27 protein-coding genes and 1 tRNA gene are annotated in these 24603 nt (G+C 65.1%); 17 read left to right on the top strand and 11 right to left on the bottom strand.

Annotation, left to right across the window (positions count from 1 at the left end; translation table 11 throughout):
- Window positions 1-816: a formate/nitrite transporter family protein gene (locus tag C8D95_RS08875; RefSeq protein WP_241239862.1), complete on the bottom strand. Its 816-nt coding sequence runs from the start codon at window positions 814-816 to the stop codon at window positions 1-3.
- A 160-nt stretch (window positions 817-976) separates the two neighbouring features.
- Between C8D95_RS08875 and C8D95_RS08870 the strand changes: the two genes are divergently transcribed.
- Both C8D95_RS08870 and C8D95_RS08865 read left to right on the top strand, forming a co-directional pair.
- On the top strand, window positions 977-1453 hold the full coding sequence (locus C8D95_RS08870; protein WP_109758814.1) for a hypothetical protein: 477 nt from the start codon (window positions 977-979) through the stop codon (window positions 1451-1453).
- A gap of 6 nt (window positions 1454-1459) precedes the next feature.
- Window positions 1460-1591, top strand: coding sequence for an entericidin A/B family lipoprotein (locus C8D95_RS08865; RefSeq protein WP_109758813.1), 132 nt, complete (start codon window positions 1460-1462; stop codon window positions 1589-1591).
- 122 nt (window positions 1592-1713) lie between these two features.
- Here C8D95_RS08865 and C8D95_RS08860 read toward each other — a convergent pair whose 3' ends face one another.
- Window positions 1714-2538, bottom strand: a complete 825-nt coding sequence (locus C8D95_RS08860; protein ID WP_109758812.1) for a response regulator — start codon at window positions 2536-2538, stop codon at window positions 1714-1716.
- Between the two features lie 83 nt (window positions 2539-2621).
- On the opposite strand from C8D95_RS08860, the gene C8D95_RS08855 reads away from it, so the two are divergent.
- Genes C8D95_RS08855 through C8D95_RS08840 form a run of 4 tightly spaced genes read left to right on the top strand, consistent with a single transcriptional unit; the run spans window position 2622 to window position 6530 of the window.
- Complete coding sequence (locus tag C8D95_RS08855) at window positions 2622-2780, top strand: NepR family anti-sigma factor (protein ID WP_109758811.1); 159 nt, start codon at window positions 2622-2624, stop codon at window positions 2778-2780.
- Entirely contained in the window at window positions 2770-3318 is a 549-nt protein-coding gene (locus C8D95_RS08850; RefSeq protein ID WP_109758810.1) for an RNA polymerase sigma factor, read from the top strand. Before C8D95_RS08855 ends, C8D95_RS08850 begins: the two co-directional genes overlap by 11 nt.
- A 50-nt stretch (window positions 3319-3368) precedes the next feature.
- Window positions 3369-5039 (top strand): sensor histidine kinase, encoded by a 1671-nt coding sequence (locus C8D95_RS08845; protein ID WP_164721639.1) that lies wholly within the window; start codon window positions 3369-3371, stop codon window positions 5037-5039.
- A gap of 3 nt (window positions 5040-5042) precedes the next feature.
- Entirely contained in the window at window positions 5043-6530 is a 1488-nt protein-coding gene (locus C8D95_RS08840; protein ID WP_109758808.1) for a phospholipase D family protein, read from the top strand.
- Window positions 6531-6623: 93 nt separating this feature from the next.
- Here C8D95_RS08840 and C8D95_RS08835 read toward each other — a convergent pair whose 3' ends face one another.
- Window positions 6624-7943, bottom strand: coding sequence for a PRC-barrel domain-containing protein (locus C8D95_RS08835; protein WP_109758807.1), 1320 nt, complete (start codon window positions 7941-7943; stop codon window positions 6624-6626).
- A gap of 412 nt (window positions 7944-8355) precedes the next feature.
- Here C8D95_RS08835 and C8D95_RS08830 point away from each other — a divergent pair, with 412 nt between their 5' ends.
- From C8D95_RS08830 to C8D95_RS08810, 5 genes are all read left to right on the top strand, one after another.
- Window positions 8356-9582, top strand: a complete 1227-nt coding sequence (locus tag C8D95_RS08830; protein ID WP_109758806.1) for a DUF2254 domain-containing protein — start codon at window positions 8356-8358, stop codon at window positions 9580-9582.
- Window positions 9583-9735: 153 nt separating this feature from the next.
- A complete protein-coding gene (locus C8D95_RS08825; RefSeq protein ID WP_126918548.1) occupies window positions 9736-10338 on the top strand; it encodes a hypothetical protein in 603 nt (200 codons plus the stop codon).
- A complete protein-coding gene (locus C8D95_RS08820; protein WP_109758804.1) occupies window positions 10338-10733 on the top strand; it encodes a phage holin family protein in 396 nt (131 codons plus the stop codon). Before C8D95_RS08825 ends, C8D95_RS08820 begins: the two co-directional genes overlap by 1 nt.
- Complete coding sequence (locus C8D95_RS08815) at window positions 10726-11775, top strand: DUF3618 domain-containing protein (RefSeq protein ID WP_109758803.1); 1050 nt, start codon at window positions 10726-10728, stop codon at window positions 11773-11775. Before C8D95_RS08820 ends, C8D95_RS08815 begins: the two co-directional genes overlap by 8 nt.
- Window positions 11776-11903: 128 nt before the next feature.
- Window positions 11904-12818: a YihY/virulence factor BrkB family protein gene (locus C8D95_RS08810; RefSeq protein WP_109758802.1), complete on the top strand. Its 915-nt coding sequence runs from the start codon at window positions 11904-11906 to the stop codon at window positions 12816-12818.
- Window positions 12819-12822: 4 nt separating this feature from the next.
- Here the strand turns inward: C8D95_RS08810 and C8D95_RS08805 are convergent, their stop codons facing one another.
- The 4 genes from C8D95_RS08805 to C8D95_RS08790 all read right to left on the bottom strand — a co-directional run bounded on the left by C8D95_RS08805 (window position 12823) and on the right by C8D95_RS08790 (window position 16040).
- Entirely contained in the window at window positions 12823-13872 is a 1050-nt protein-coding gene (locus C8D95_RS08805; RefSeq protein ID WP_164721638.1) for an AI-2E family transporter, read from the bottom strand.
- Between the two features lie 67 nt (window positions 13873-13939).
- Complete coding sequence (locus C8D95_RS08800; protein ID WP_109758800.1) at window positions 13940-14455, bottom strand: DUF2478 domain-containing protein; 516 nt, start codon at window positions 14453-14455, stop codon at window positions 13940-13942.
- Window positions 14456-14528: 73 nt separating this feature from the next.
- Window positions 14529-14615, bottom strand: a tRNA-Leu gene (locus tag C8D95_RS08795).
- Between the two features lie 108 nt (window positions 14616-14723).
- Window positions 14724-16040: a peptidoglycan-binding domain-containing protein gene (locus C8D95_RS08790; RefSeq protein WP_109758799.1), complete on the bottom strand. Its 1317-nt coding sequence runs from the start codon at window positions 16038-16040 to the stop codon at window positions 14724-14726.
- Between the two features lie 127 nt (window positions 16041-16167).
- On the opposite strand from C8D95_RS08790, the gene lipB reads away from it, so the two are divergent.
- Together lipB and C8D95_RS08780 are read left to right on the top strand one after the other, a co-directional pair.
- Window positions 16168-16815, top strand: coding sequence for a lipoyl(octanoyl) transferase LipB (gene lipB / locus C8D95_RS08785; RefSeq protein WP_109758798.1), 648 nt, complete (start codon window positions 16168-16170; stop codon window positions 16813-16815).
- Window positions 16812-17942: a hypothetical protein gene (locus C8D95_RS08780; RefSeq protein WP_109758797.1), complete on the top strand. Its 1131-nt coding sequence runs from the start codon at window positions 16812-16814 to the stop codon at window positions 17940-17942. The genes lipB and C8D95_RS08780 overlap by 4 nt, the downstream gene beginning before the upstream one ends.
- On the opposite strand, the gene argC is transcribed toward C8D95_RS08780, so the two are convergent.
- Window positions 17939-18868, bottom strand: a complete 930-nt coding sequence (gene argC, locus C8D95_RS08775; protein ID WP_109758796.1) for an N-acetyl-gamma-glutamyl-phosphate reductase — start codon at window positions 18866-18868, stop codon at window positions 17939-17941. The genes C8D95_RS08780 and argC overlap by 4 nt on opposite strands.
- Before the next feature lie 306 nt (window positions 18869-19174).
- Between argC and ctaD the strand changes: the two genes are divergently transcribed.
- From ctaD to C8D95_RS08760, 3 genes are read left to right on the top strand one after another with little or no spacing between them, the layout of a single operon-like run.
- Window positions 19175-20842 carry a cytochrome c oxidase subunit I gene (gene ctaD / locus C8D95_RS08770; RefSeq protein WP_109758795.1) on the top strand — a complete coding sequence of 556 codons (1668 nt, stop codon included), beginning with the start codon at window positions 19175-19177 and terminating at the stop codon, window positions 20840-20842.
- A 56-nt stretch (window positions 20843-20898) separates the two neighbouring features.
- Entirely contained in the window at window positions 20899-21264 is a 366-nt protein-coding gene (locus C8D95_RS08765) for a hypothetical protein (protein WP_109758794.1), read from the top strand.
- A gap of 48 nt (window positions 21265-21312) precedes the next feature.
- On the top strand, window positions 21313-21789 hold the full coding sequence (locus C8D95_RS08760; RefSeq protein ID WP_109758793.1) for a DUF2244 domain-containing protein: 477 nt from the start codon (window positions 21313-21315) through the stop codon (window positions 21787-21789).
- Window positions 21790-21793: 4 nt separating this feature from the next.
- Here the strand turns inward: C8D95_RS08760 and C8D95_RS08755 are convergent, their stop codons facing one another.
- The 3 genes from C8D95_RS08755 to C8D95_RS08745 form a co-directional block, all read right to left on the bottom strand.
- Complete coding sequence (locus tag C8D95_RS08755) at window positions 21794-21982, bottom strand: DUF3008 family protein (RefSeq protein ID WP_109758792.1); 189 nt, start codon at window positions 21980-21982, stop codon at window positions 21794-21796.
- Window positions 21983-22062: 80 nt separating this feature from the next.
- On the bottom strand, window positions 22063-22530 hold the full coding sequence (locus C8D95_RS08750) for a GatB/YqeY domain-containing protein (protein ID WP_109758791.1): 468 nt from the start codon (window positions 22528-22530) through the stop codon (window positions 22063-22065).
- A gap of 102 nt (window positions 22531-22632) precedes the next feature.
- The gene (locus C8D95_RS08745) at window positions 22633-23247 is read right to left on the bottom strand and encodes a hypothetical protein (protein ID WP_109758790.1); all 615 of its coding nucleotides are present in this window, start codon (window positions 23245-23247) and stop codon (window positions 22633-22635) included.
- 150 nt (window positions 23248-23397) lie between these two features.
- Here C8D95_RS08745 and carA point away from each other — a divergent pair, with 150 nt between their 5' ends.
- The gene (gene carA / locus C8D95_RS08740; RefSeq protein ID WP_109758789.1) at window positions 23398-24567 is read left to right on the top strand and encodes a glutamine-hydrolyzing carbamoyl-phosphate synthase small subunit; all 1170 of its coding nucleotides are present in this window, start codon (window positions 23398-23400) and stop codon (window positions 24565-24567) included.
- Window positions 24568-24603 lie beyond the last annotated feature (36 nt).

The following is a 24603-nucleotide window of genomic DNA, read 5'->3' as shown; positions in this document are numbered from 1 at the left end:
TCAGACCGCCTTCTGGGCCACCTTATCCTCCACTTCCAGATGGACCTGACCCCAGGCCAGCATGGCGAACACCGCCGAGCCGCCGAGGACGTTCCCGAAGAGGACCGGCAGGAAGAACCGGAACGTGGCGTCTGCGAGTCCAAGCTCACCATTCAGGATCAGGAACCACATCTCGACAGATCCCGCGATGATGTGGGTGAAGTCGCCGGCCGCTATGAGCCAGGTGAAGAGGATGATGATAACAACCTCGTTTCCCGTCCGGCCGGGCAACATCCAGACGATTGCGGCAACGAGGATGCCTGCGGGGATGGCGCGCGCCATCGCTGCCAGGGGCGAGAAGCCCGTCGCATGATGCGACAGGTCCGAGACGGCCGCGATGATCTCGGGCGAGAAGGCATGTGAATAGGCGATGAAAGCTGCGGCGATCGCGGCGCCGACGACGTTTGCGACCAGCACGATGCTCCATAACCGCAGGACCCTCAGGAGGCATCGCATGCTTTTGAGGGCGACCAGCGGGAAGATCGTCGTGATGGTGTTTTCGGTGAAAAGCTGCATCCGTCCAAGGATCACCAAAAGGAAGCCGAAGCTGTAGCCCAGGTTTTCGATCAGGTAGCGCGCCGGAAGGTCGGCGAGGTTCGTCCGCAGGATCGCCTCCCCCAGTACCGAGAAGCTGATAAGCAGGCCCGCAGCGACGCCCGACCAGGCCAGCGACGACTTCGGCCGCTCGAGCTCCTCGTCCCCTTCACGGCGGATGACTTCATAGATCATCCGAGCGTTCAATCCGCTGGCGTCGCGGATTTCCTTGTTTTTCAGCATGGGTCCTCGGGAATCTGCGGAATACGGCGGCAATGGCATGCAACGTCCCGGAAACAGTCTGGTTCCACGGTGCCTATCTCGTGTGTCACCGGAACCGGATCCGATGCGCGCGGTTGTCTGGCCAATTGCGGCCTTTGCCGCGACCATAGGAGTGAATGCAATGAAACGCCTTATCATGGCCAGCGCTATCGCCCTGACCGCCGCGATGCCCGCCTTCGCGCAGGATCGCGTGCAGGAAGTGGACGTGACCTTCGACATCGAAGCCGTTCAGAGCCGCGACGCCGCCAGTTTCTGGTCGAACCTCTCGGGCGACCTCGAAACCGCGATCCTCGAGCGGGTCAGCGACCGCATCGCCGAAGACGACGGTTACGAGATCCTGATCGACGTCAACGAAGTGGACATGTCCAACAGCTTCCAGTCCGCACTCGGCAAGGACTCGACCATCGTCGCCGGTGTCCGGATGAAGAACGAGGACATGACGAAAGAGGAATACTACAACCTCACCGTTCGCCTCGAGGAAGCCGGCAACTTCGAATTCATGCCCGATGGCGCCCTCGTCCAGACGGTGCCGGTCGAAGAGGCTTACGCCGCGATGATCGACGCCTTCGCGGACAACGTCGTCACGCACCTGGACTGATCGCTCATGCGGTTCAGGATCCTCATTCTCCTCGCTCTCGCCGGACTTGCCGGCTGCGAAACGATGCAAGGCCTAGGCCGTGACGTCGAAGCCGGCGGCGAGGCCATCCAGGAGAGCGCAGTCGACGCTCAATACTGACGGTCTGCGCAGACAATAGCTGGTAGGGGCGCGTCTCACGATGCGCCCTTCTTCTTTGGGGAACGCGCAAAAGAAAAGGCCCCGGACGCGCCGGGGCCTCTGAACCGAAATCGCCAGTCAGATCAGGCGATTGTCTCCATCTCTTCAGTCGTCGCAAAGAACATCGCCTGGCTGACGGCCGCCCGCACCTGCTCTTCGGAATAGGGCTTGGTGATGAGGAACGGCGGCTCGGGCTTCTCGCCGGACAGAAGGCGCTCGGGGAAGGCCGTGATGAAGATCACCGGCCGCTCGCCCAGCTTCGCCAGAAGCGAGTTCACGGCGTCGATCCCGGACGATTTGTCGGCCAGCTGGATGTCGGCGAGGATCAGATCCGGCGTCTCCTTTGCGCCGAGAGCCACCGCGCCGTCATAGGTGCGTGCGATGCCGGTCACGCGATGCCCCATGGCCGAGACGATCGACTGGAGGTCCATGGCGATGATCGCCTCGTCCTCGATGATAAGAACGCTGCCGGTGACGAGCCTGGCCAGGTCGTCCTGCGCCATCTCGTACAGATCCTCGGCCTCGGAGGTTTCGACCTGCATGATGGCGGCGACCTCGTCGAACGAAAATTCCTCGACCGACTTCAAGAGCAGAGCTTCCCGAGTATTCGCCGTGAGGCCGCTCAGGCGCCACTGCGCCCGCGATTCCAGTATCGCTCCATCGTCCTCGCTGGCGACGGGCGTGCCCGACGAGGACCAGATCTGGTGGAAGGCGCGGAACAACCCGACCTTTACCGATGACGCATCGCCCACGCCGTCCGGATCGGCCACCACGGCCTCCAACGCGGCGAGTGCGTAGCGGTCTCCGCTTCCCTGTGTTCCGGTCAGCGCCCGGGCATATCGACGAAGATATGGGACATGCGCGGCAACCTCGGCAGCGAGGCTGCGAGCGGTGTCGGAAGAATTCATGTTGCGCTCCTGTTTTTCTTTGGAACCTTTACTGACGAGAAGGGTTCCCCCGGCGAAGATATATTTTCACAGTTACGGTACAAATGGCCACTGACCCTAAGAAGTCCAACGTCGAACGTCAGATCGACGAAAATCTCCGACGCGTCTATCAAGACGTTGTCAATCAGGATTTGCCAGACAAGTTCCTCGATCTCATAGCGAAACTGAACGCCGAGAAGCGGGGTCAAACGCATGACGAATGACCCGCGGAAGGAAATCGTCGAACATCTTGGTTCCCTCCGTGCGTTCGCGATGTCCCTGGCCCGAAACTCTGCCACGGCGGACGATCTGGTTCAGGAAACCATCGTAAAGGCCTGGGCCAACATCGACAAGTTCGAGGCCGGTACCAACATGCGTGCCTGGCTTTTCACCATCCTGCGGAACACGTTCTACTCGCTTCGTCGCAAGCGGGGGCGGGAAGTTGCCGACGTGGACGGCGAGATGGCCGGGCGGCTGTCCGAGAAGCCCGCGCACGACGGCCGACTTGCGATGAACGACTTCCGTGTGGCCTTCGCCAAGCTGCCCGACGAACAGCGCGAGGCTCTGATCCTCGTGGGGGCGGAAGGCTTCTCGTACGAGGAAGCGGCCGAGATGTGTGGCTGCGCCGTGGGAACGATCAAGAGCCGCGCCAACCGCGGCCGCCAGAAGCTTGCCGAACTCCTTCACCTCGCTCATGGTGAAAGCCCGGCAATGACCGACTCTGCGACACTTTCGATAATTGGAGGCAGGCCCGCAGCATGAAGGCGGGAATATTGAGATTTCTATCGAGGCGAACCCTGGCGGTTCGCCTCTTGGCACTGCTGACTCTCGCGCTTCTTCCGCTTGGCCTGATTGCGGTCTTCCAGACCTTCAGCGTCGTCCGCGAAGCCCGCGTTCTGTCAGAGCGCGACATTCTCGTGCAGACCGCAGACGCGGCGAACGAGGAGGTCGCGCTGATGCAACGCGCCCTCGGCGCCGCGCAGGGACTCGCCGCGGCACTGGCGACGATAGATCCCTCGGCCCCGATCTGCTCCGACATCCTCGCGCGTTTCGACGAAAGGTCGCCGTCGATCCTTTCGCTCTACATTCGGCCCGATGGCAGCGTGATCTGCGCCTCCGACCGCCAGGAGCACAACCTCGCGGACTCCGCCATCATCGACAAATTCTTCGAGCGCCCCGTGCCGACCGTTACCGTAACCCGCAAAGGGCGTGTGACCGGACAGTCGGTGATGGTCACGCTGGAGCCGATCCGCGATCCCCAGGGCGGCCTCCTCGGCGCCCTTTCGATCTCGATCCCTCACAGCCTGGCTGACACGCTGCTCGCCAACCAGATCAACGACATGGAGCTGGCGATCGTCGACCGGACCGGCCTGATCCTCTCGGCCAGCACCGGGATCGAGAACGTAGCCGACTTCGAGGCCCTGGGTGTCGTGCCCGAGAACATCACCATTGGCCGTCTCGGCACCGCGCATCGGGTCACCGTCGCGCCGGGTCGCGAGATGCTGATCGCGATCGTCCCCCTGCTTCACGGCGACCTCTATGCCGTCGGCCGATGGATCGAAGGCCGTGCGCCCGCCTCTATGATCGGCGCGGCGACGCCTGCCTTCCCGGTCTTGATGTGGCTTGCAGGGCTTTTCGTGGCGTTCTTCGCGATGGATCGACTGGTTCTTCGGCATCTCAAGGTCTTGCGGGGCCGGATGGCGCGGTACTCTCCGGAACGACCTCAGAACGGGCACGCCATCCTCGACAACGCCCCGCCCGAGGTCGCCGAAATCGCCGACAGCTACAACGGGATGATCGACCGCATCGCCGCGAACCACGCCGCCCTCGCGGCGAACGTGCGCGAGAAAGAGGTCCTGCTGAAGGAAATCCACCATCGGGTGAAGAACAACCTCCAGCTCATCGCCTCGATCCTGAACATGCAGATCCGCTCGATCGAGTCGCCTCAGGCCCGCAGCGTCCTGCGCCGGGTGCAGGATCGCGTGATGAGCCTCGCCCTGATCCACAAGTCGCTCTACGCCGACACGCAGGTGGATGTCGTCCGCGCCGACCCGCTGATCGACGAGATCATCCGCAGCATCGTCAGCGGCATCCCCAGCACACCCTTGTGCGAGGTGGACGTGTCGCTCGGGCCGGTCGAGCTCGACCCCGACCAGGCCGTCCCGCTGTCGCTTCTGGTGACCGAGGCTGTCACGAACGCCGCGAAATACGCCGGCGACGGGCGCGAGGGCAATTGCTTCATCCGGATCGAGATGCACGAACCCGATCCGCGCCACGTCTCGTTGACCATCTCGAATTCGCGCGGCGTCAGACAGCCGACCGCCGGCGATGCCGAGACCGGCCTCGGGTCGCGCCTGATCTATGCCTTCGTGTCGCAACTCGGCGGCGAGATCCACATCTCGGAAGGCGAGAACGAATACGTCATCCAGGTCGAGTTCCCGAAGCTCGAGCCCGCCACTCCGCTGCACCAGGCGGCGGAATAGGACATGGCGCACGCTCTTGCCGACCTCTCGAGCGAAATCGAGTCGCTCGACGTACTGGTCACAGGATCGGAGGCCTTTCCGGCGCTTGAGCGACTGTTCATGGGGGCAAGCCGCGAAATCTGGGCGGGGTTCCGCATCTTCGACCTGTCGACGCGTCTCCGCAGTCCTGAAGCCTGTGCCATCGGCGAGACGTGGTTCGACCTGCTCCAGCACACGCTGGAACGGGGCGTATCGATCAGGCTGGTCCTGACCGACTTCGACCCGATCCTGGCGACCAAGTATCATCGCACAAGCTGGCACAGCGCCCGTCAGGCCGCGATCCTTTCCGAACTCTGCGAGGCGGGCGACCTGAGCTTCGACGTGGCGGCCCATCCCGCGCGCGTGGGCTGGGTGCCCCGCATCGCCTTCCGCAAGAAGGTGCGCGAACGGCTGGCCAGGAACGAGGCCGACCACCTGACGCCCGGCCTCTGGAACCAGAGCCTCGACGGCCCCTACCCGATGGTGCCCGCCACGCATCACCAGAAACTTGCGGTCGTCGACCGCGAGAAGCTGTTCATCGGCGGCATCGACCTCGACGAGCGACGGTTCGACACCCTTTACCACGACCGTCCGGCGAACGAGACCTGGCACGACGTGCAGGTCATCGTCACCGGGTCCGTGGTGGCGGCGGCACAGAAACACCTCGAGGAATTCAAGGACGTGGTCCGCGGCCGCCAGCAGCCGACGGCGCAGTCCAAGGCCTTCGTCCGGACGCTTTCGGCCAAGCGCCACGTCAACCCATTCCACATCTCACCCCGCACCGTCGCCTCCGAGATCGAGGATGCGCATTACGCCGCGCTGCGACGCGCCGAGGGGCTGATCTATATCGAGACGCAATACTTCCGCCACCTGCCGCTGGCGTCGGCGCTCGCCGACATCGGACTGGCGCGTCCGGATCTGGGCCTAATCATGGTCCTTCCCGCAGCTCCTGAGGACGTGGCGTTCGAGAACAACAGGGAACAGGACGCGCAGCTCGGCGAGCATCTTCAGACCCAGTGCGTCGACGTGGTGCGCGAGGGGTTCGGCGACCGCGCTCTTTTCTGCGCCCCGGCCCAGCTGCGCGAAGCGAACGAAGACGAAGGCGATCGCGCGAAGCTCTACGGCGCGCCGATCATCTACGTCCATGCGAAGGTGTCGATCTTCGGGGACAGCGAGGCAATCGTGTCATCGGCCAACCTGAACGGCCGGAGCCTCAGGTGGGACACCGAGGCTGGCGTTCACCTGGCCGACCCGATGAAGGTGCGTCAGCTGCGCGAAAGGCTGTTCACCCACTGGATGCCCCACCTTCCGGTGATGGGCGGTCTCGACACCGTCGACGAATGGCGTGCGACGGTCGTCGACAATTCCCGTAAGCCACCGGCGGAGCGGCGCTCGTTCCTGTTGCCCTACCGCCTGTCCGACGCGCGGCTTATGGCGGCGCCGGTCGCCGGGGTTCCGCACGAACTCGTCTGACGTTGAGCACGTCGATCCTAAAGACATCGCTCGGACCCATAGAAAAAGGCGCGGGAGAAACTCCCGCGCCTCGTTCACACCTGTGACTTTCGATTAGTTCTCGTAGGTCGGCAGGGCTTCCAGCTCTTCCTTCGTCATCGGGATGTAGACGAGAAGGTTGGTGCCGTTCTGCTCACGCAGGATGTCGAGTTCGTCCATCGACAGCTCGACGGGCTTTTCGCCGAGGCCAAGGAAGCCGCCCACATCGACGACCGCGCCGGAGATCTGGCCGTCATCGCTCAGAAGCAGTTCGGAGACTTCGCCGATCCACTCGTCATTGCCGTCATAGACGCGAGCGCCCGTAAGATCCTCGGCCGTCAGGTCTTCATACACGGCGGTGTCGTAGCCGTCGCGCATGATGCCGTCCGACGCACCCAGGGTGCTGTCGGTCGCCACGGCAACGTCGCCGGCAGCGTTTTCGGTGCCTTCGACGACAGCGTCACCAGCCTGCTCGGCTTCGGCAGTCACCTCTTCGGTGCCTTCCGCAACCGCTTCGCCTGTGGCGTCGGCAGCTTGGGCAAGTTCGTCACCCGCAGCGTCCGCACCTTCGACGACCGCCTCACCAGTTGCGTCAGCCGCCTCGGCGACTTCCTCACCGGCTGTCTCGGCGCCTTCGACGACGGCGTCACCGGCTTGTTCGGCCTCGGCAGTCATCTCTTCGGTCGCCTGTTCAGCGGTTGCGTCGGAGCCTTCGGCCATCTCTGCGGCCGGCTGCTCAGCCGTCGCATCGGTGCCTTCGGCCATTTCTTCGGTCGGCTGTTCAGCCGTGGCTTCGTTGGTGGCCTGCTGCTCGTCCGCGACCTGCTCGTCGGTCATGGGCTCGGTCGTCGAATCGCCGGCGGCAGCGGTGTCGGTTTCCGTCATCGGCTCTGTCGCCGTATCGCCGGCGGCAGCGGTGTCGGTTTCGGTCATCGGCTCAGTTGCCGCATCGCCGGTGGCGGCGGTGTCCATCGAATACTCGGGCGCTTCTTCGAGATTGGCGCGCGAGGCCGAGATGACCAGGAAGTAGTCGTCGTCGACATCGGTGGTGCTTTCGTCAGCGACGAACTGGACCTGGTCCATGTTCAGCGCAACCTGACGCTCGCCCATGCCGAGGAACCCGCCTATATCGACGAGAACGGCTTCGACAGAGCCGTCACGGCCAAGGATGATGTCGTTGATCTCGCCGACGTCTTCCCAGCCATCCTGCATGCCTTCGACGGCATCGCCCTCAACGCCGCCTTCGGCAGCATAGACGCGCTTGCCCATGAACTCGGACGCCTGGATTTCCTGAGCGTTGGACTCTGTGCGGAACATCGAGCCCGCATCCTGAGCGAAGGCGGTCCCGGCCATCAGGCCGGTCACGATCGCGGTGGTGGTCATGAAACGTTTCATGTCTCTTCCTCCGTAAGGGAATTTTTGCTTGGGTGCTTCGTGGCACTTGTGTCGAGAACGCCGATCATCAAAATCCGTTCCCCGGAAATTTTACTTAAATTTCTGCACGATAAAGGGCGATCTTCAAAGAAAAGGCCGAGAGACCAAGGTCTCTCGGCAAGGCCAAACGGGACAGTTTGGGACACGCTGCAGGGAGGGAAGTGTCCTCCAGCGTCAGGCTACCAACACCCCCTCGCCGTCTCGGTTCCCAAGGCGATCAAAAAATTTTGAAATCTTTGCATCAGCCATGCGAAAGGAGAAAAAAGCCTCGTCGGAACCGACTCAAATGCAGGACGTTGGCGGTCATACGTCCGGGCATACATTATAGATCCGCAGCAAATATCCCACCGTCCGAGCCAGAACCGGAGACCCGATGCGACACCGCGCCTTCGTGCAGAAGATCCTTTCCGACCTTCGCGCAAGCTACTGGTTCGTTCCCTCCTGCCTCGTCATCGCCGCGATGATCCTCGCCGAAGCCACTCTCGCGCTCGACCGCAGCGGCGTCGACCTTTCAGGCTGGCTGCCGGAGAGCCTGACGGATACGCAGCTCGACGGCGCTCGTTCGACCCTCACGGTGGCGGCGCAATCGGTCATCGGCGTCACGGGGGTCATGTTCTCGGTCACGATGGTCGCCGTGTCGTTCGCGTCCGGCAACTTCGGCCCGCGACTCATCGGGAATTTCATGCGCGACCGGGGCAACCAGTGGAGCCTCGGCATCCTGATTTCGACCTTCGTCTACGCCCTCCTCATCCTCCAAAGCCTGCACGCCCCGGCGAGCGAAGACGCTGACGCCTTCGTCCCGCAGGTCTCCGTCCTGCTCGGGATGGCCTTGACCTTCGGATCGGTCTTCGTGATGATCTACTTCGTCCACCACATTCCCGAGACGATCAACGTGGCCAATATCGCCTCGGGTCTCGGCCAGCGGTTCCGCGACGCGCTCGTCGAAAGTGCGAGGTTCGAGGCCCCTGGTCAGCCTCCGCACCTTCGTCATTCTCTTTCGCTGGACAGACCGGGATACATCCAGCGTCTGGACGTCAACCGTCTGGATACCGTGGCCGAGACGCATGGGCTGACGATCGTCGTCGACGCCGTGCCGGGCATCTTCGTCGACGCGCATCAATGCGTGGTTCGAACGGACCGTCCTTTGGATGATGATATCACCGAGGAACTGCGCGCAGCCTTCGCGGTGGGACGCTCCAAGACAGAGGATCAATCGCCGCTCTTCATCGCCGACGAGCAGGTCGAGATGATCGCGCGCGCCCTGTCTCCGGGCGTCAACGATCCCTTCACCGCCATCAACGGCCTCAACTGGCTCGCTGCTGCCATCGTCGAGGGAGCAGCGAAGGGCAGCCAATTCGGGCTCGAGGGGACCGATCGCGTTCATCTTCCCAGGATCGAGCTCAGCGAGATCCTCGACAGAACGTTCGGCGCGTCCTGGCAATACGTCGAGCCCGATCAGCTGACACGACGCCGCTGGATCGCTCTTCTCGACCGCATGGAAGGTGGCGATGCGACGAACCTCGCAGCCGCCGTCCGGGCCCTGCGCGCCCGGCTCGAGGCATCTCCGGGCACAGGCGGCGACGCCCGCCTCGCGGGGTAAAGTCGAGGCGCCGCTTGATCGGAACCAAGATCGTTCGTCGACGTTGACCGGACAGACAAGGGAAGAGCCCCTGACGGGGTGTCAACCTATCTCCGGCAACGGATATCACGCGCCGCGCCGGCATCGCACTCGCTATCCCTCAGGAGGATGACCATGACGAAACCCGCATCCAAGACGACCGGCACCGACACCGACAGCATGGCCTCGAAGGCGGGCCAATCTGCTACCGAGATCTCGGATCAGGCGAAGGACGCCACCAAAAGCACGGCCGACGCCGCGAAGTCCGAAATGAACAGCGCCGGAAACCAGGCTCGTGAGGCTCTGGACGAGGCCTCGGTCGCCGCGAAGCGCAAGGCGCAGGAAAAGGCCGACGAGGCCAAGGCCCATGTCGCCAACAGCGCCGACCGCACCGCATCGCAGATCCGCGACGCCGGCGGCGCGTTCGAGCCGGGCTCTCTCATCAACGAAGCCGCGCAGCGTCTGGCGGACAATCTTGCGGAAGCCGCGAGCGCCGTTCGCACCGCCGACCTCCGGACCGTGCAGAATGATCTTTCGGCCTTCGCCCGCCGCAACCCGTTTCTGTTCTTCGGGGGCGCCGCTGCTCTCGGTTTCGCGGCGGCCCGGATGATGAAGGCCAGCGACCGTGGTCATCACGCGCTCACGGATGACACCGATGACTTCGACACGACGCATGGACAACCGGATTACGCCGGCTCCCGTGCGGACGTCCCGACGCGCAATCGGACGCAGATCTGATGAACTCGCTCGAGCCGAAACCCACCACTTCCGTGATCGGCGACATCCTTTCGCACCTGTCCAATCTGGTGCGGAAGGAAGTCGATCTGGCCAAGTCCGAAATCCGCCAGAACCTTGGGCGGGCCGGGACGGCGATCGGGCTTCTGGTCGGCGCAGTCGTTCTCATACTGGTCGCGTTGAACGTCCTGGCTGCCGCGGCCGTTGCCGCAATGGCCGAGGCGGGCATGAATGCGGGTCTTGCCGCCCTCATCGTGGGCGCCGTCCTTTTGATCGTGGCCGCGATCATGGCGTTCAAGGGCAAGTCCGACCTCAGCGCCAAGAGCCTTGCGCCGACACGCACCGCAGAGAACCTGCGCCGCGACGCGACCGCTTTGAAGGAGCAGATCAATGGCTGATGACCGCACACCCAAGGAGATCGAGCGCGAGATCGAGGTCGAACGCGCCGCACTCGAGGACTCGATTGCCGCCCTGCAGTCGCGGCTGTCCCCCGAGGCGCTGGTGTCCGACGCCAGCCGGTTCTTGAAGGACAACGGCCGCGACGTTGTGCAAAACCTTGGCCGCGCGGCCAAGGACAATCCCGTTGCCCTGGCGCTGACCGGCATCGGCCTTGCCTGGCTGATGACCGGTCCCCGCGACAGGACCTACACCGCGAAGAAAGACCGTGACCCCGCAGACGAGGTGGCGTCGGTTGACTACGACCGGCATTACACCGCACCTGCCTCGGGCTTTCGCCGCGCTCAACCGCCGACGGAAAGGTTCGACGATCGCGTCCGCGCAGCCGATCGCGCCATGCGCCGCTCCTACCGTCAAGACAGCATCCTGGAGTCCGAAGGAGGATCCGACATGACCCATTCGACCACATCCTATACGAACTATGACCACGACGACGACTACAACGACGATCCGGGCACCTGGGGCACCATGAAGGCCCGCGCGCGCATCTATCGCGCCCGCGCGTCGCGCTCGGCCTCCGATCTGCGCAACTCGATCGACGAAGGCACGCACAGCATGTCCGAGGAAGCGCGCCACCGCGTGCGTCAGGCCCGTGCGGCCGCCATTGCGGCCCAGCAGCATCTCGAAGAGACCATGTCCGAGGCTGCGGACCGCGCCCGTCGCACGACGCACGAGAATCCGCTTCTGGTCGGTGCCCTGGCCTTCGCAGCCGGCGCTGCCATAGCGGCCCTTCTGCCCCGGACCGACACCGAGGACCGCGCCATCGGCGCCTATCGCGACCAGATGTTCGATGAAGCCGACCGCGTGTTCCGCGAGGAATCGCAGAAGCTGAGGAAGGTGGCTGAAGCGACGGTCGCCGAAGGTCAGGCCGCAATGAAGGACGCCATGTCCGAGACCGGCGAGACGATGGAAGGTGCGGCGAACCGCGTTTCCAGCGCCGCGCGCAGCGAAGCCTCGTCGCAGCGCCTCGGCAAGGTTTCCTGATAGCCCGATTGCAGTACATCTATGAAGCGCCCCTCGCTGAACCAGCGGGGGGCACTTTTCGTATCCTCGACGCGATGACACCGACACTCGGTTCCCTTAGGGTATAGACCGCGAGACGAGGAAGCCCGATGCAGCACAGTTCAGCGCAGATGGAACCACCCGCCGAGGGGCCGCTCGATCTGCCTCCGCGGACGTGGTGGGACACGCTCACCGTCGTGCGGACGCGCATCTTCGACGACAACTTCTCTCTCATCGCGGCAGGCGTCGCATTCTACGCCCTTTTCGCGCTCTTTCCGGGCATCGCCGCAACGGTCGCGGTCGCAGGCTTGATCCTCGATCCGCGGACATTGATCCCGCGGCTCGAGAACATGACGGCGGCGCTCCCCGAGGCCGCGCGCGACATCATCTTCACTCAGATCGAATCCGTCTCCTCCGCCGGAAGCGAGGGCCTGAGCCTGACCGCCATCATCGGCATCGCCATCGCCTACATCTCGGCCGCGAATGGGGTCGGCACCCTGATGCAGGGCCTAAACGTGGCTTACGGGATCCGCGAAAGACGTGGCTGGATAGAGCTTTACATGACGATCTTCGCGCTTACGCTGTTCATCATGACGGCGCTCGTCTTTTCGGCCATCGCGTTCGGCCTGGTGCCTGCCATTCTCGGCCGGATGGGAGAGTGGGGCTTCTGGTCCTACACCACCAACGTCGCGCGCTGGCCGGTGATCCTTGTGGTAGGCGCCTTCGGCTTCGCCGTCCTCTATCGCTTCGGGCCGAACCGGGGCAAAGCCCGCTGGCGCTGGCTGGCGCCCGGCAGCATCTTCGCGTGCCTGCTGTGGATCGGCCTGTCGTCCGCCTTCGCCTGGTACGTCAAGAGCTTCGGACGCTACAGCGAGATCTTCGGCGCCCTGGGCGGCGTCATCGTCCTGATGATGTGGCTCTGGATCTCGGCCTTCGTGACGATGCTTGGTGCGCTTCTCGACGCCGAACTCGAAGCTCGCGGCAAGCACCGCCGCATCCGCCGCAAGAAGGTGGCGGACGGCTAGGCGCTCAGGCCACGACCTCGATTGCGCCCTTCGCGTTGATCGAGACAGTGGGCACCGGCGGACGCGACAGCTTTTCGAAGACGAACAGCAGCCAGACCAGAAGCGGGATCGCCACGATGCCGCCGAGGGGACCCCAGAGCCACAGCCAGAACACCAGGGAGACGAACACCAGAAGCGGGTTCACCTCCATGTGCCGGCCTACAAGCGAGGGCGTCACGAACTGGCCCTCGGTCACGTTCATGCCGACGTAGACCGCTGCCGGCACGAACGAGGCCGCCCCATCGAAGGCCAGGATGCCGGCCACGAGAAGCGCCACGGTGAACATCGCCGGTCCAAGGAACAGGACGTAGTTCACCAGGAACGCCGCCAGTCCCCAGATCAGGGCGCCGGGCAGGCCGATGGCCGTCATGACAAGCGCCACTGCAACGCCGAAGACGGCGTTGATGATCGAGATGGTGATGAGGTAGCGCGACACGCGCGCCTCGGCTTCGCACAGCATGTCGTGGCTGAGAGAGACCTTCAGCCTGTCGACCTTCCGGTAGATGTCCGACCGCGCGACGAGAAAGAAGTAAAGCGTGCCGACGAAGACGAGAAGACCCGAGGCGATGGACGGCGCATAGGCCAGCGCATCGAGAACGCCCGGAAACTCCATCGCGTCCTCGCGCCCCGGCGCGCCCGCCGTCTCGCCCAGGGCTTCCGACACCGTCGCCTGAAGCGACGTCAGCCCGGCAAACCTGGCCTTCAGCATGGCCCCGATCTCGGTCACCTCGCGCCACACGATCGGGCCGTTGCGGATCGCGCGGCTGATCGTGGGTTCGATCAGCAGGAACAGCGAGATGGTGAAGCCGAGGAACAGGAACAGCACCAGTAGCGCCGCCCCCGCGCGGGGCAAGCCGATCCGTTCCACCTTGTCGGTGATGGGCGCGAAGACGACGCCCAGAACGATGGCAGCGACCATGGGCGCGAAAAGCGCCTGCCCGAGCTTCATGCTGGCCAGCACCAGGATGGCGCAGATGATGGCGAGCATCAGGGTGCGAAGGCTGTCGCGCGGCATGGGGGTCGTGTCTCCGTTCGCGGAGATAATCTCCGATCCCGGCTTTTGTTCCGTTCCGGCGCCGGGATCAAGCGGCTGCGGTACGTCCGATGCGCGCTTCCAGCCAGTCGGCCAGAACCCCCTCGTCCGGCGCCAGCTCCTCGGCCACTCCGCCGGTGAAGGACAGGAACGGCTCGGCATTGCCCCGGTTGAGGCCGACGAGGACCGGAAGCCCCAGGTCCAGCGCCTCGGCGATGACCGGACGGAACCCGCGTCCGCCCGCCTCGTGCTTGCCGAACTTGTTGACGATCAGGAACTCGGCTCCTTCGAGCCGTCCGAGCGTCAGCCGCACGGCCTCTTCCAGCGCACCCGGGTCCAGACGGCAGCCCGTCGCATCGGGACCGAGGCTCTGGCTGATCCGGATCACCGGCCCGTCGGGCAGGACGTTGACGTCCATGTCGCAGGGGCCGTCCGGGTCGGGGATGACGTTCATCTGCACCGTGCCCGCCGCGCGGAACCCGCGCGCCGCCATCCGCCGCACCAATCCGGCCAGCAGCAGGTCGGTGGCCCCGCGCCCAGGTGCTACGGTATAGGCGATGTGCATGGCGGATCCTCCTCCGACATCATCCATAACGCGCTGTCGCACGGACGGAAAGCTGTCTTCAGGGGAGAGAAAATGGTGCGGTCGAGAAGACTCGAACTTCCACGGGAGTTACCCCACAGCGACCTCAACGCTGCGCGTCTACCAATTCCGCCACGACCGCACGCCGTTGGTTGGTGGCGCGTCTCTTACCGGGACCGCCGAGACTTGTGAAGGGGGGTCGCGCGAAAAAGTGCGGGGGACGGCGCATGGCCGCCCCCTCGCCAGACGATCACTTCGTCACGGTGAAGCTCGGCAGCGCCGAGGCGGGCTGGACGGGCGCGGTCATCGTCCCCGCCTGTCCGGTCTGACCTAGGGCCGCAGCTCGGATCAGGGCGATGCGTTCGGGCTGTCCCGGCGCGAAGACGGCGGGCTGTCCCGCCTCCAGCGCGGTGACCGCCATGTCGTACCAGTCCCGCGCCAGGTCCGCTCGCGCCGTGGCGCCGAAGCCCTGGCTCAGGTGGTGGCCCATCAGCTCGCCGTAGGCGCGTTCGCCGAGCGCCGCGAGGATCAGGGCCGAGCCGACGGACACGTCCATGTCGTCGGTCCGGTAGCCCACGCTGAGGCAGATCTTCGAGGTTGCCGCCAGCTGCTGCGGCGCCATTCCGGTCGACAGCACGAAGCCCGAGACGTCCTGAAGCACCGCGTCGCGCGACTTCAGCGACAAGGCGGCGACGTGATCCTTCATCACCGGACCGAAACTGTCGCATTGCGCCTCGATCTCGGCCACGCCGACCCCTTGCACGCCCGCTGCCAGATCCTCGCCCGTGGCGATGGCATAGGTGCGGGCGAGGCAGAACTGCTCGTTCAGGACCGCGTTCGGGTCGCTCATCGCCTGGATGGTGGTGAAGCCGCCGTTGGTGTTGGTCAGAAGCGAGACCGTGTTGCAGTGCGAGGCCAGCGAGCGCGACCCAGTTGCACCCAGGAAGGACGGCAGCGTCGGCGCGGACGGCGGGGCGGATTCGACCGCCGCCTCCACCACGGGCGCCTCGGGCGCGGGGATGGGAGCGGGTGCCGGTGCGGCGAAGGCCATCGTCCCGCCGGTCTGGGGCGGCACGCCCGCCGCCTCGTCGCGGTAAATGGTCAGAAGGCCGCGCGACCCCATCGGGTTCGACGCGATCTGCTGGTGCGTCATCGCGCCCCCCGCCATCGCGCGCTGGTAGGACGACAGGAGGAAGCTCTTCTCGTATTCGCTCAGATAGCCGGTCGGAGGATACCCGAGGTGCGCCTGGTACTGCGAGATCGCCGCGCGCGACCGTCCACCCAGCACGCCATCCGGCGTCCCCGCCGGGAAGCCGAAATAGTTGAGAGAGGTCTGCACCTCGCGGTTCTGCGCCCGCTCGGGCGAATAGACCGGCGCGCGATAGACCTTCCGCACCGTGCGCTTCTTGTTGTTCTCGTTGACGATGGCGCCGCCCACGATGCCGCCGATGATGCCGCCGACAAGGGCGTCGCCCGCGTCGGCATGAGCCCGCGTCGCGGGCGTGGCGATCAGGATGGCCGACAGGACGGCCGACAGGACGGCCGAGCCGATGAGACCGGATTTCATTGCATCTTCCCCCAGAAAATAAGTTCTTGGCAAAATTGACCCTACGGCATTTCTAGCACGGAATCGGGCGCGAGTCCCTCGTTTCGTGCCGATTGGCAATGCCGCTGGCCTCGCCTAGAACGCCTGCATGGTCGAATGGATCACCTCCGCCGCTCCCGTCGCCTACGAGGAGGCCGTCTCTGTCATGGAGACGCGGGCGGCCGCGATCCGCGCGGGTGCCGCGGACGAGGCGATCTGGCTTCTGGAACATCCGGCCCTTTACACCGCCGGTACCTCGGCCAAGGCCGAGGATCTCGTCGATCCCGACCGCTTTCCCGTCTTCGCGGCCAAGCGCGGCGGGCAATACACCTATCACGGACCCGGGCAGCGGGTGGCCTACGTCATGCTCGACGTCTCGACGCGCGGACAGGACGTCCGGCGCTTTGTCCACGACCTCGAGGCCTGGATCATCGCCGCGCTGGCCGAGTTCAACGTCCGGGGCGAGGTCCGCCCTGACCGCGTCGGCGTCTGGGTGCCTCGCCCGGACAAACCGCCCCTGCCCGACGGCACCCCGCGCGAGGACAAGATCGCAGCCCTGGGCATCCGCATCCGCAAGTGGGTGTCCTTCCACGGCCTGTCGATCAACGTCGATCCCGACCTGTCGCACTTCGACGGCATCGTGCCCTGTGGCATCACCGGACATGGCGTGACCTCGCTCGTCGACCTGGGCCTGCCGGTGACGATGGAGGACGTCGACGTGGCTTTGAAGCGGACCTTCGGGCAGGTGTTCGGGTGAGCTACGACCTCGACCTCTACACCGCGAAGGCCGCGCCCCTGGTCCCGCCCGAAGCCGACGAGCAGGGTGCGTTCAACATCGACCCGCCGGCGCTCTGCGAGGACGACGACATTCCGCCCGACGTTCTGCCCATCCTTGGAAAGCGCCGGCGCTGGCTCCACCGCCTCTACATCGAGGGCCGCCCCGGCGCGGAGGCGATGGCAAGGTTCGAAAAGTGGTTGACCGGCATCCTGGCCGAGACGAACGGCATCTTGATCGACATGCAGACCGAACGCTTCCAGGGCGTTCGAACCTCGGGACCGTTGCCGACCGAAGCCGCCGGTACGTCGCTGCCGCCCGCCAGCGGCATTGTCTCCAGGTTCCTCGACCGCCTGCTCGGTCGGTTCGCGTCGCCCCAGCCTGCCACGTCTTCCCCGTTACAGCCTGAACTTGGCAAGATGTCGTTCTTCTTCGAGGATCTGGAGGCGTTTCACGCTGAAGGCCTCGCCAGGGTCCTAGACGTCATCGCGCGAGTCCTGCCCGAAGCGATGCCGACGCGGTTCGGCAGTTGGGAACCGTTGCAGGGCCGGGTCCAGGACGGCGACGTGGGCCCACTGCTCGCCGAGTTCGCTCATGACCCCGACCTGTCTCTCAAGGCGAAGGCGCCGTTTGCGCACATCTTCATGTACGTCGCCTGCGAGGCCTTACTCGCCAAATGGCACCCTTCCTACTTTCTGCGGGCCGAATTCCTGGTGGGTCGCCTGACATTCGAATTGCGCCCGAAGGCGCTGGACGACCCTCGCCTTTTGGAGTTGATGCGGGACATCGCGTTGGCAGTGAACGCGTTCTACGCCGAGATCCGCGACCACGACTGCCCCGTGAAGGCATGGTTCTGGTACGGCTTGCCCAAGAGCCCGGTCCGCGCCTTCGTCCTCGGACCGCCCTACACGCAGCTCTGGCCTGAAGCCGCCTCACAAGGGGTGGAGATGGCTCCCGGCATGGTCCTCGTGGCGCCGACGCGACTGTCTTCGGACGTGCCGACACCGCCCGACGACCTCGCCGACCCGGGCGTTGCAGGGAAGCCGGGCGTCATTGATCCGCACAGATACGCGAAGGTGTTTCCCTTCGACGTGCCCGGTCGCCGCTAGGCCGCCGCTTCCTCGACCCGTTGCCCGAGCATCAGGTCGAGGTTCTGGACCGCAGCACCCGACGCACCCTTGCCCAGGTTGTCGAGAACCGCGACGAGAACCGCGCGGCCCGTTCCCGCATCGCCGAGGACGTGCAGCGTCATGTCGTTGGTGCCATTGTGCGCTGTCGGAACGATGCGGCTCGACTCGCCGCCCAGGGGCGCCACGGTGACCACGCCACCCGTGCCGAAATGCTGCGACAGCGCGCCGTGAACATCCGCCATCGAGGGCTTGCCGGGCAGAAGCGACAGGTGCAGCGGCACCTGGACGACCATTCCTTGCGCGAAGTTGCCGACGGACGGCACGAAGATCGGCGCCCGTTCCAGCCCCGAATAGCGCAGGATCTCGGGCAGGTGCTTGTGCGCCTGTCCCGTGCCATAGACGAAGAAATCGGGCGCCGTGCCGGCATCGAATTCGCCGATCAGGGACTTGCCGCCACCGGTATAGCCCGAGACGGCGTTGATCGTGATCCCGGCATCCGCCGGCACCAGCCCGCGCGACACCAGAGGCGCCAGAAGCGCAAGCGCTCCCGTGGGATAGCATCCGGGGTTCGACACGTGGCGGGCGGCGGCGATGCGCCCCGCCTGCGCAGGCGCAAGCTCGGGGAAGCCATAGACCCAGGCTGGATCCACCCGGTAAGCCGTGGAGGCGTCGATGATCCGCGTGCCGAGGTCCGACGACAGCGCCACGGCCTCGCGCGCCGCATCGTCGGGCAGGCAAAGGATCGCCACGTCGGCGGCGGCGAAGGCGTCGCGGCGCGCGGCCTCGTCCTTGCGGCGCTCGGGGTCGATCCGGACAAGCCCGATGTCGGCGCGGCCGTCCAGCCGCTCCCTGATCTGAAGACCGGTCGTCCCGGCTTCGCCGTCGATGAAGACCCGTGCGGCCATGATCGCCTCCGTCTGCGTTCGAGCCCGCTTCTACAGGACGCAGGACATCGCGCCAAGAAAAAGCTACCCGTCCTGCTGCACCTCGCAGCGCCGTGAGCGCAATCGTTTGTTGCCAATGACTTGCCCGCCGCGTTCAAGGGCTGGACGGGCAGAAAGCTGTTACCCGCCGCACCCCTCCCCTGAGACAATTTAGCCCGCTCACGTCTCTCGTTCGCCATTGCCCCCGGACCGACACATCCCTAGAACCGAATACAAACCGGCGGGCATCGACCCGCCCTACGGGAATCGTTCTCCAGGAGGCATCACATGGCCGACGCCGCAGCACACGGGCACGACCATCACGACGAGCGAGGGTTCTTCACCCGCTGGTTCATGTCGACGAACCACAAGGACATCGGCATTCTCTACCTCTTCACCTCGGGGTTCGTCGGCTTCATCGCCGTGGCCTTCACCGTGTACATGCGGCTCGAGCTGAAGGACCCCGGCGTCCAGTACATGTGCCAGGAGGGCATTCGCCTGATCTCCGACGGCGTCTGCGCGCCGAACGGGCACGTCTGGAACGTCATCGTCACCGCGCACGGCATCCTGATGATGTTCTTCGTGGTCATTCCGGCGCTGTTCGGCGGATTCGGCAACTACTTCATGCCGCTGCACATCGGTGCGCCGGACATGGCCTTTCCGCGGATGAACAACCTCAGCTTCTGGCTCTACGTCTCGGGCGCCTCGCTCGCGATCCTCTCGGTCGTCGTGCCGGGCGGCAACGGTCAGCTTGGCTCCGGCGTGGGCTGGGTGCTCTATCCGCCGCTCTCGACCTCCGAGCAGGGCTTCTCGATGGACCTGGCGATCTTCGCCGTGCACCTCTCGGGCGCCTCGTCGATCCTCGGCGCGATCAACATGATCACGACCTTCCTAAACATGCGCGCGCCCGGCATGACGCTGTTCAAGGTCCCGCTCTTCGCCTGGTCGATCTTCGTGACCGCCTGGCTGATCCTCCTGGCCCTGCCGGTGCTGGCGGGCGCGATCACAATGCTGCTGACGGACCGCAACTTCGGCACCACCTTCTTCCAGCCCGAAGGCGGCGGCGATCCGATCCTCTACCAGCACATCCTGTGGTTCTTCGGACACCCCGAGGTCTACATCATCGTGCTGCCGGGCTTCGGCATCATCAGCCACGTCATCGCGACCTTCTCGAAGAAGCCGATCTTCGGTTACCTGCCGATGGTCTGGGCGCTGATCGCCATTGGCGGCCTGGGCTTCGTCGTGTGGGCGCACCACATGTACACGGTCGGCATGTCGCTGTCGCAGCAGACCTACTTCATGCTGGCGACGATGGTCATCGCGGTGCCGACGGGCGTGAAGATCTTCTCGTGGATCGCCACGATGTGGGGCGGCTCGATCGAGTTCAAGACGCCGATGCTCTGGGCCTTCGGTTTCCTGTTCCTCTTCACCCTGGGCGGCGTCACGGGCATCGTCCTCAGCCAGGCCGCCATCGACCGCGCCTATCACGACACCTACTACGTCGTGGCGCACTTCCACTACGTGATGAGCCTCGGCGCTGTCTTCGCGATCTTCGCGGGCACCTACTTCTGGATCGGCAAGATGTCCGGCCGGCAGTACCCCGAGCGTCTGGGGCAAATCCACTTCTGGATGATGTTCATCGGCTCGAACCTGACCTTCTTCCCCCAGCACTTCCTGGGCCGTCAGGGGATGCCGCGCCGCTACATCGACTATCCCGATGGCTTCGCGTTGTGGAACGAGGTCTCGACCTGGGGCGCGTTCCTGTCCTTCGCGTCGTTCCTGCTGTTCATCTACATCGTGTTCTACACGATCCGCTCCGGCAAGCCGGTGACCGAGAACAACTACTGGAACGAGCACGCGGACACCCTGGAATGGACCCTGCCCTCGCCGCCGCCGGAGCACACTTTCGAGACGCTCCCGAAGCGCGAGGACTGGGACAGAAGCCACGCGCACTGAACCTGATGTGAACGAAGGGCCCCCCGGGGCCCTTCTTCGATCGAGGACACGGACCCATGAACGGCCCCTCGTCCCACACCGACACCCTCGTGGTGATGCCGCACGCCCAGCTTCTTCTTGGCGTGCTGGTGCTGACGGTCGTCGGCGTGCTGATCTGGGTGGCGATCGCACGGCTTACCCCAGGCCAGTTCCGCGCCGCGCGAACGCTGGCCCTCGTCTCCTGGATCGCCGGCATACTCGCGATCGTCGCGCAGCCCATTGCCATGATGATCCTGCCCGGCGAGCAAATCCTGGACTGGCCGGGCCTTCTGACCGCCCTCGGCCTGGCCGCGCTGGCCGGCGCCGCGCTGACGGCCCTCGCCGGCGCCCTGACTCTCGCCACGCTTCTGATCTCCCTGTCTCGACGCATTGCGCGGCGATGACACACCGCGCCCTCTGGAAGGACGGCGCGCGCGATATATCCTAGTCACATGCCCTATCGCTGGACCGAAGCCCCCGACGAGAAGATCCTGACGCTCTGGCCGCACCAGTCGATGACGCCCGAGGGCTTCGTCTGGTTCATCGGCGCCACGGCGGTCATGCTGACCATGCCGCTGCTTGCCGTCCTGGGCTCGGCGGTGACCTGGGTGCTGCTGGCGTTCTTCCTCGCGGCGATCTGGGGCGTGTGGCGCGCGATCATGGTCAACCGACGCCATCGCAGCCTGCACGAGGTGCTGACGTTCGGCCGCGAGTCCCTACACCTCAGTCATGTCCCGCACGACGGGCCGCACCTCGACTGGCAGGCGAATCCCTACTGGGTGACCGTGAAACTGAGGCGCGACGGGCCGGTCGAGAATTACCTGACCCTGTCCGGTTCCGGGCGCGAGGTCGAATTGGGCGCCTTCCTCACGCCGGACGAGCGGCTGGCGCTTTACGACGAGCTGAATCGCCTGATCCGCGCAGAGTGACGGCTCAGTCCTTCGACTTCTTCTCGGGCAGATCCTCGCGGTCGGTCGATGCCATCTCGTCGAGCTCGGATTCGCTCATCGAGTCGTACATGTCCTTGGACGCGCCCTTGAGGTCTCCGACCTTGGTGTCGCCGCGCTTGGCCGAGAGGGCGGCTCCGGCGGCTTTCTGCTGGGCTTTGGATGTGGCTGGCATGATGGGTCTCCCTTCCTGAGAAAAGAGAAACCGGCACCCCCTGCTACATGTTCCGGGCAGGTCGGACTCTGCGGCGAAACCTAACCCAGCCGCGCCTTCACCATCGGGCCCACCCTGCCGAAATCCATCTGGCCGGTGTAGCGCGCCTTGAGAGCGCCCATCACCTTGCCCATGTCGCGGATCGATGCAGCCCCGGTGTCGGCGATGGCGGCATCCACCGCGGCCGCCGTTTCGGCCTGGTCGAGCTGGCGCGGCAGGTACTCCTCGATCACCTTGATCTCGGACAGTTCCGCCTCGGCCAGTTCCAGGCGACCGCCTTCCTCGTAAGCGCGCGCCGACTCCTGGCGCTGCTTCACCATCTTGCCGAGGATCTGGAGGATGTCCTCCTCGCCCACGCCCGCGTCGCCGCCGTCGCCGCCTTCGGCGCGCCGCGCGATGTCGCGGTCCTTGATCGCGGCCATGATGAGACGCAGCGTGGACAGACGCGACGCGTCCTTGTCCCGCATGGCCTGCTTCAGTGCCTCTCCGATCTGGTCCCTGAGCCCCATCTGTCCCTCATGGCTTGCCGAGACTCGGGACCTTATCTCTTAACCAGACCCGCCGCAACTGCGACTGAAACGCCTAACCAGCTGAAAAATCAGGCTTTGCCGCTATTCCCCGGCGTCAAGAAGGACGGTCGTCGTCAACCCTGCGGTCAGGTAGTGGTTCACCAGCGGCAAGACCGCGAACCACATGACCCACGCGTCGAGCGAGACCGAAGCGACCAGCGTCGCGTTCAGGACCGCCATCGACAAATGCTTCAGGAGAAAGGCGCGCGTCAGCATCGGGCGGGCCTTGTTCATGGCGTCGTCAGGCCACCAGTCGCGGCCGAAACCCTCGGTCCGGGAAACGATGTCGAGGAAACAGCCGAGTGCGAAGAGCGCCGGAACGATCGTGAAAAGGTGTTGCACCCAGACGGGATCAGGCGACAAGAGGATGATCCCATAAATAACTGCGATCAAACAGAAAAACACGATCAGAGACAGCGCCGTCGCCTCGTGCCCCACCTTCTCGGGAAGAGTGCGCGCATTCGCGGCGTGACCGATGGCGAGGGCTGTCAGTACGGTCGCGACGAAGACCGTCGTCTCTGCCATGCCCGGAATGCGCGACAGCCCGGTCCAGACCGCCAAGGCCGCGCCGGACTGCACCAGGCGGTGCAGCGGAGGAGGCCCCGCCGTCTCGAAAAGAAGCGCGAAAAGCCTCAGGCGAAGGAACGGGCGCCACATGACGGGCAAGAATGACAATGAAAAGAGGCTTCGGGATGGCCGGAACGCGGCGGGGATCGGGATGGCGATCCACGCCCCGCCCTTGACCTCGCGACCGTCCCGCCATAGGTCCGGGCCGTTTACCGATACATCGCCTTGGGGGCCCGAGCCATGACAGACGCCACGACGAAACCGACCGCGTGCCTGGCTCTGGCGGACGGGACGATCTTTTTCGGCCAGGGCTTCGGCGCGACGGGCACCAGGGTCGCCGAGCTTTGCTTCAACACCTCGATGACCGGCTATCAGGAGATCATGACGGACCCCTCCTACGCGGGCCAGATCGTGACCTTCACCTTTCCCCACATCGGCAACGTGGGCGTGAACCCCGAAGACGACGAGACCGCCGATCCGGTCGCCGAAGGCCTGATCGTCAAATGGGACCCGACCGAACCTTCGAACTGGCGTGCGACCGAGACGCTGTCTTCATGGCTGTCCCGCAGGGGCCGGATCGGCATGGGGGGCATCGACACCCGCCGCCTGACCCGCGCGATCCGCCACCAGGGCGCGCCGCACGTCGCCCTGTCGCACGACCCGGACGGCAACTTCGACATCGAGGCGCTGGTCGCCCAGGCCCGCGCCTTCCCCGGTCTCGTGGGCCTCGACCTCGCCCGCGACGTGACCTGCGCGCAGTCGTATCGGTGGGACGAGACGCGGTGGGCCTGGCCCGAGGGCTTCGGCCGCCTGACCGATCCCAGGTTCAAGGTCGTGGCCATAGACTATGGCGCCAAGCGCAACATCCTGCGCAGCCTCGCCAGCGTCGGCTGCGACGTCACCGTGCTGCCAGCGACCGCCACCGCCGAGGATGTGCTCGCGCAGAACCCCGACGGCCTGTTCCTGTCGAACGGTCCGGGTGACCCGGCGGCGACGGGCGCCTATGCCGTGCCGATGATCAAGGGCGTGCTCGACGACAGCCGCATCCCCGTCTTCGGCATCTGCCTCGGCCACCAGATGCTGGCGCTCGCACTTGGCGCGAAGACGATCAAGATGAACCACGGCCACCACGGCGCGAACCATCCGGTGAAGGACCTCGAGACCGGCAAGGTCGAGATCACCTCGATGAACCACGGTTTCACCGTCGACAGCCAGACCCTTCCCACGGGCGTGAAGGAAACGCATGTCTCGCTCTTCGACGGCTCGAACTGCGGCATACGCATGACCGACCGGCCCGTCTTCTCGGTCCAGTACCACCCCGAGGCCAGCCCCGGCCCCGCCGACTCGCAGTACCTGTTCGAACGTTTCGCCCGCGCGATGGACGACACGGCGGCGGCGCGCGCGTCTTAAGTCCGGCTTAACCACGAGGTGCGATGGAGGCGGCAA

This window comes from Silicimonas algicola, assembly GCF_003148765.1.
Classification (GTDB): Bacteria; Pseudomonadota; Alphaproteobacteria; order Rhodobacterales; family Rhodobacteraceae; genus Silicimonas; species Silicimonas algicola.
Note: the sequence above shows the minus strand (reverse complement) of the source record. Positions and strands in the feature narration are given on the sequence as shown.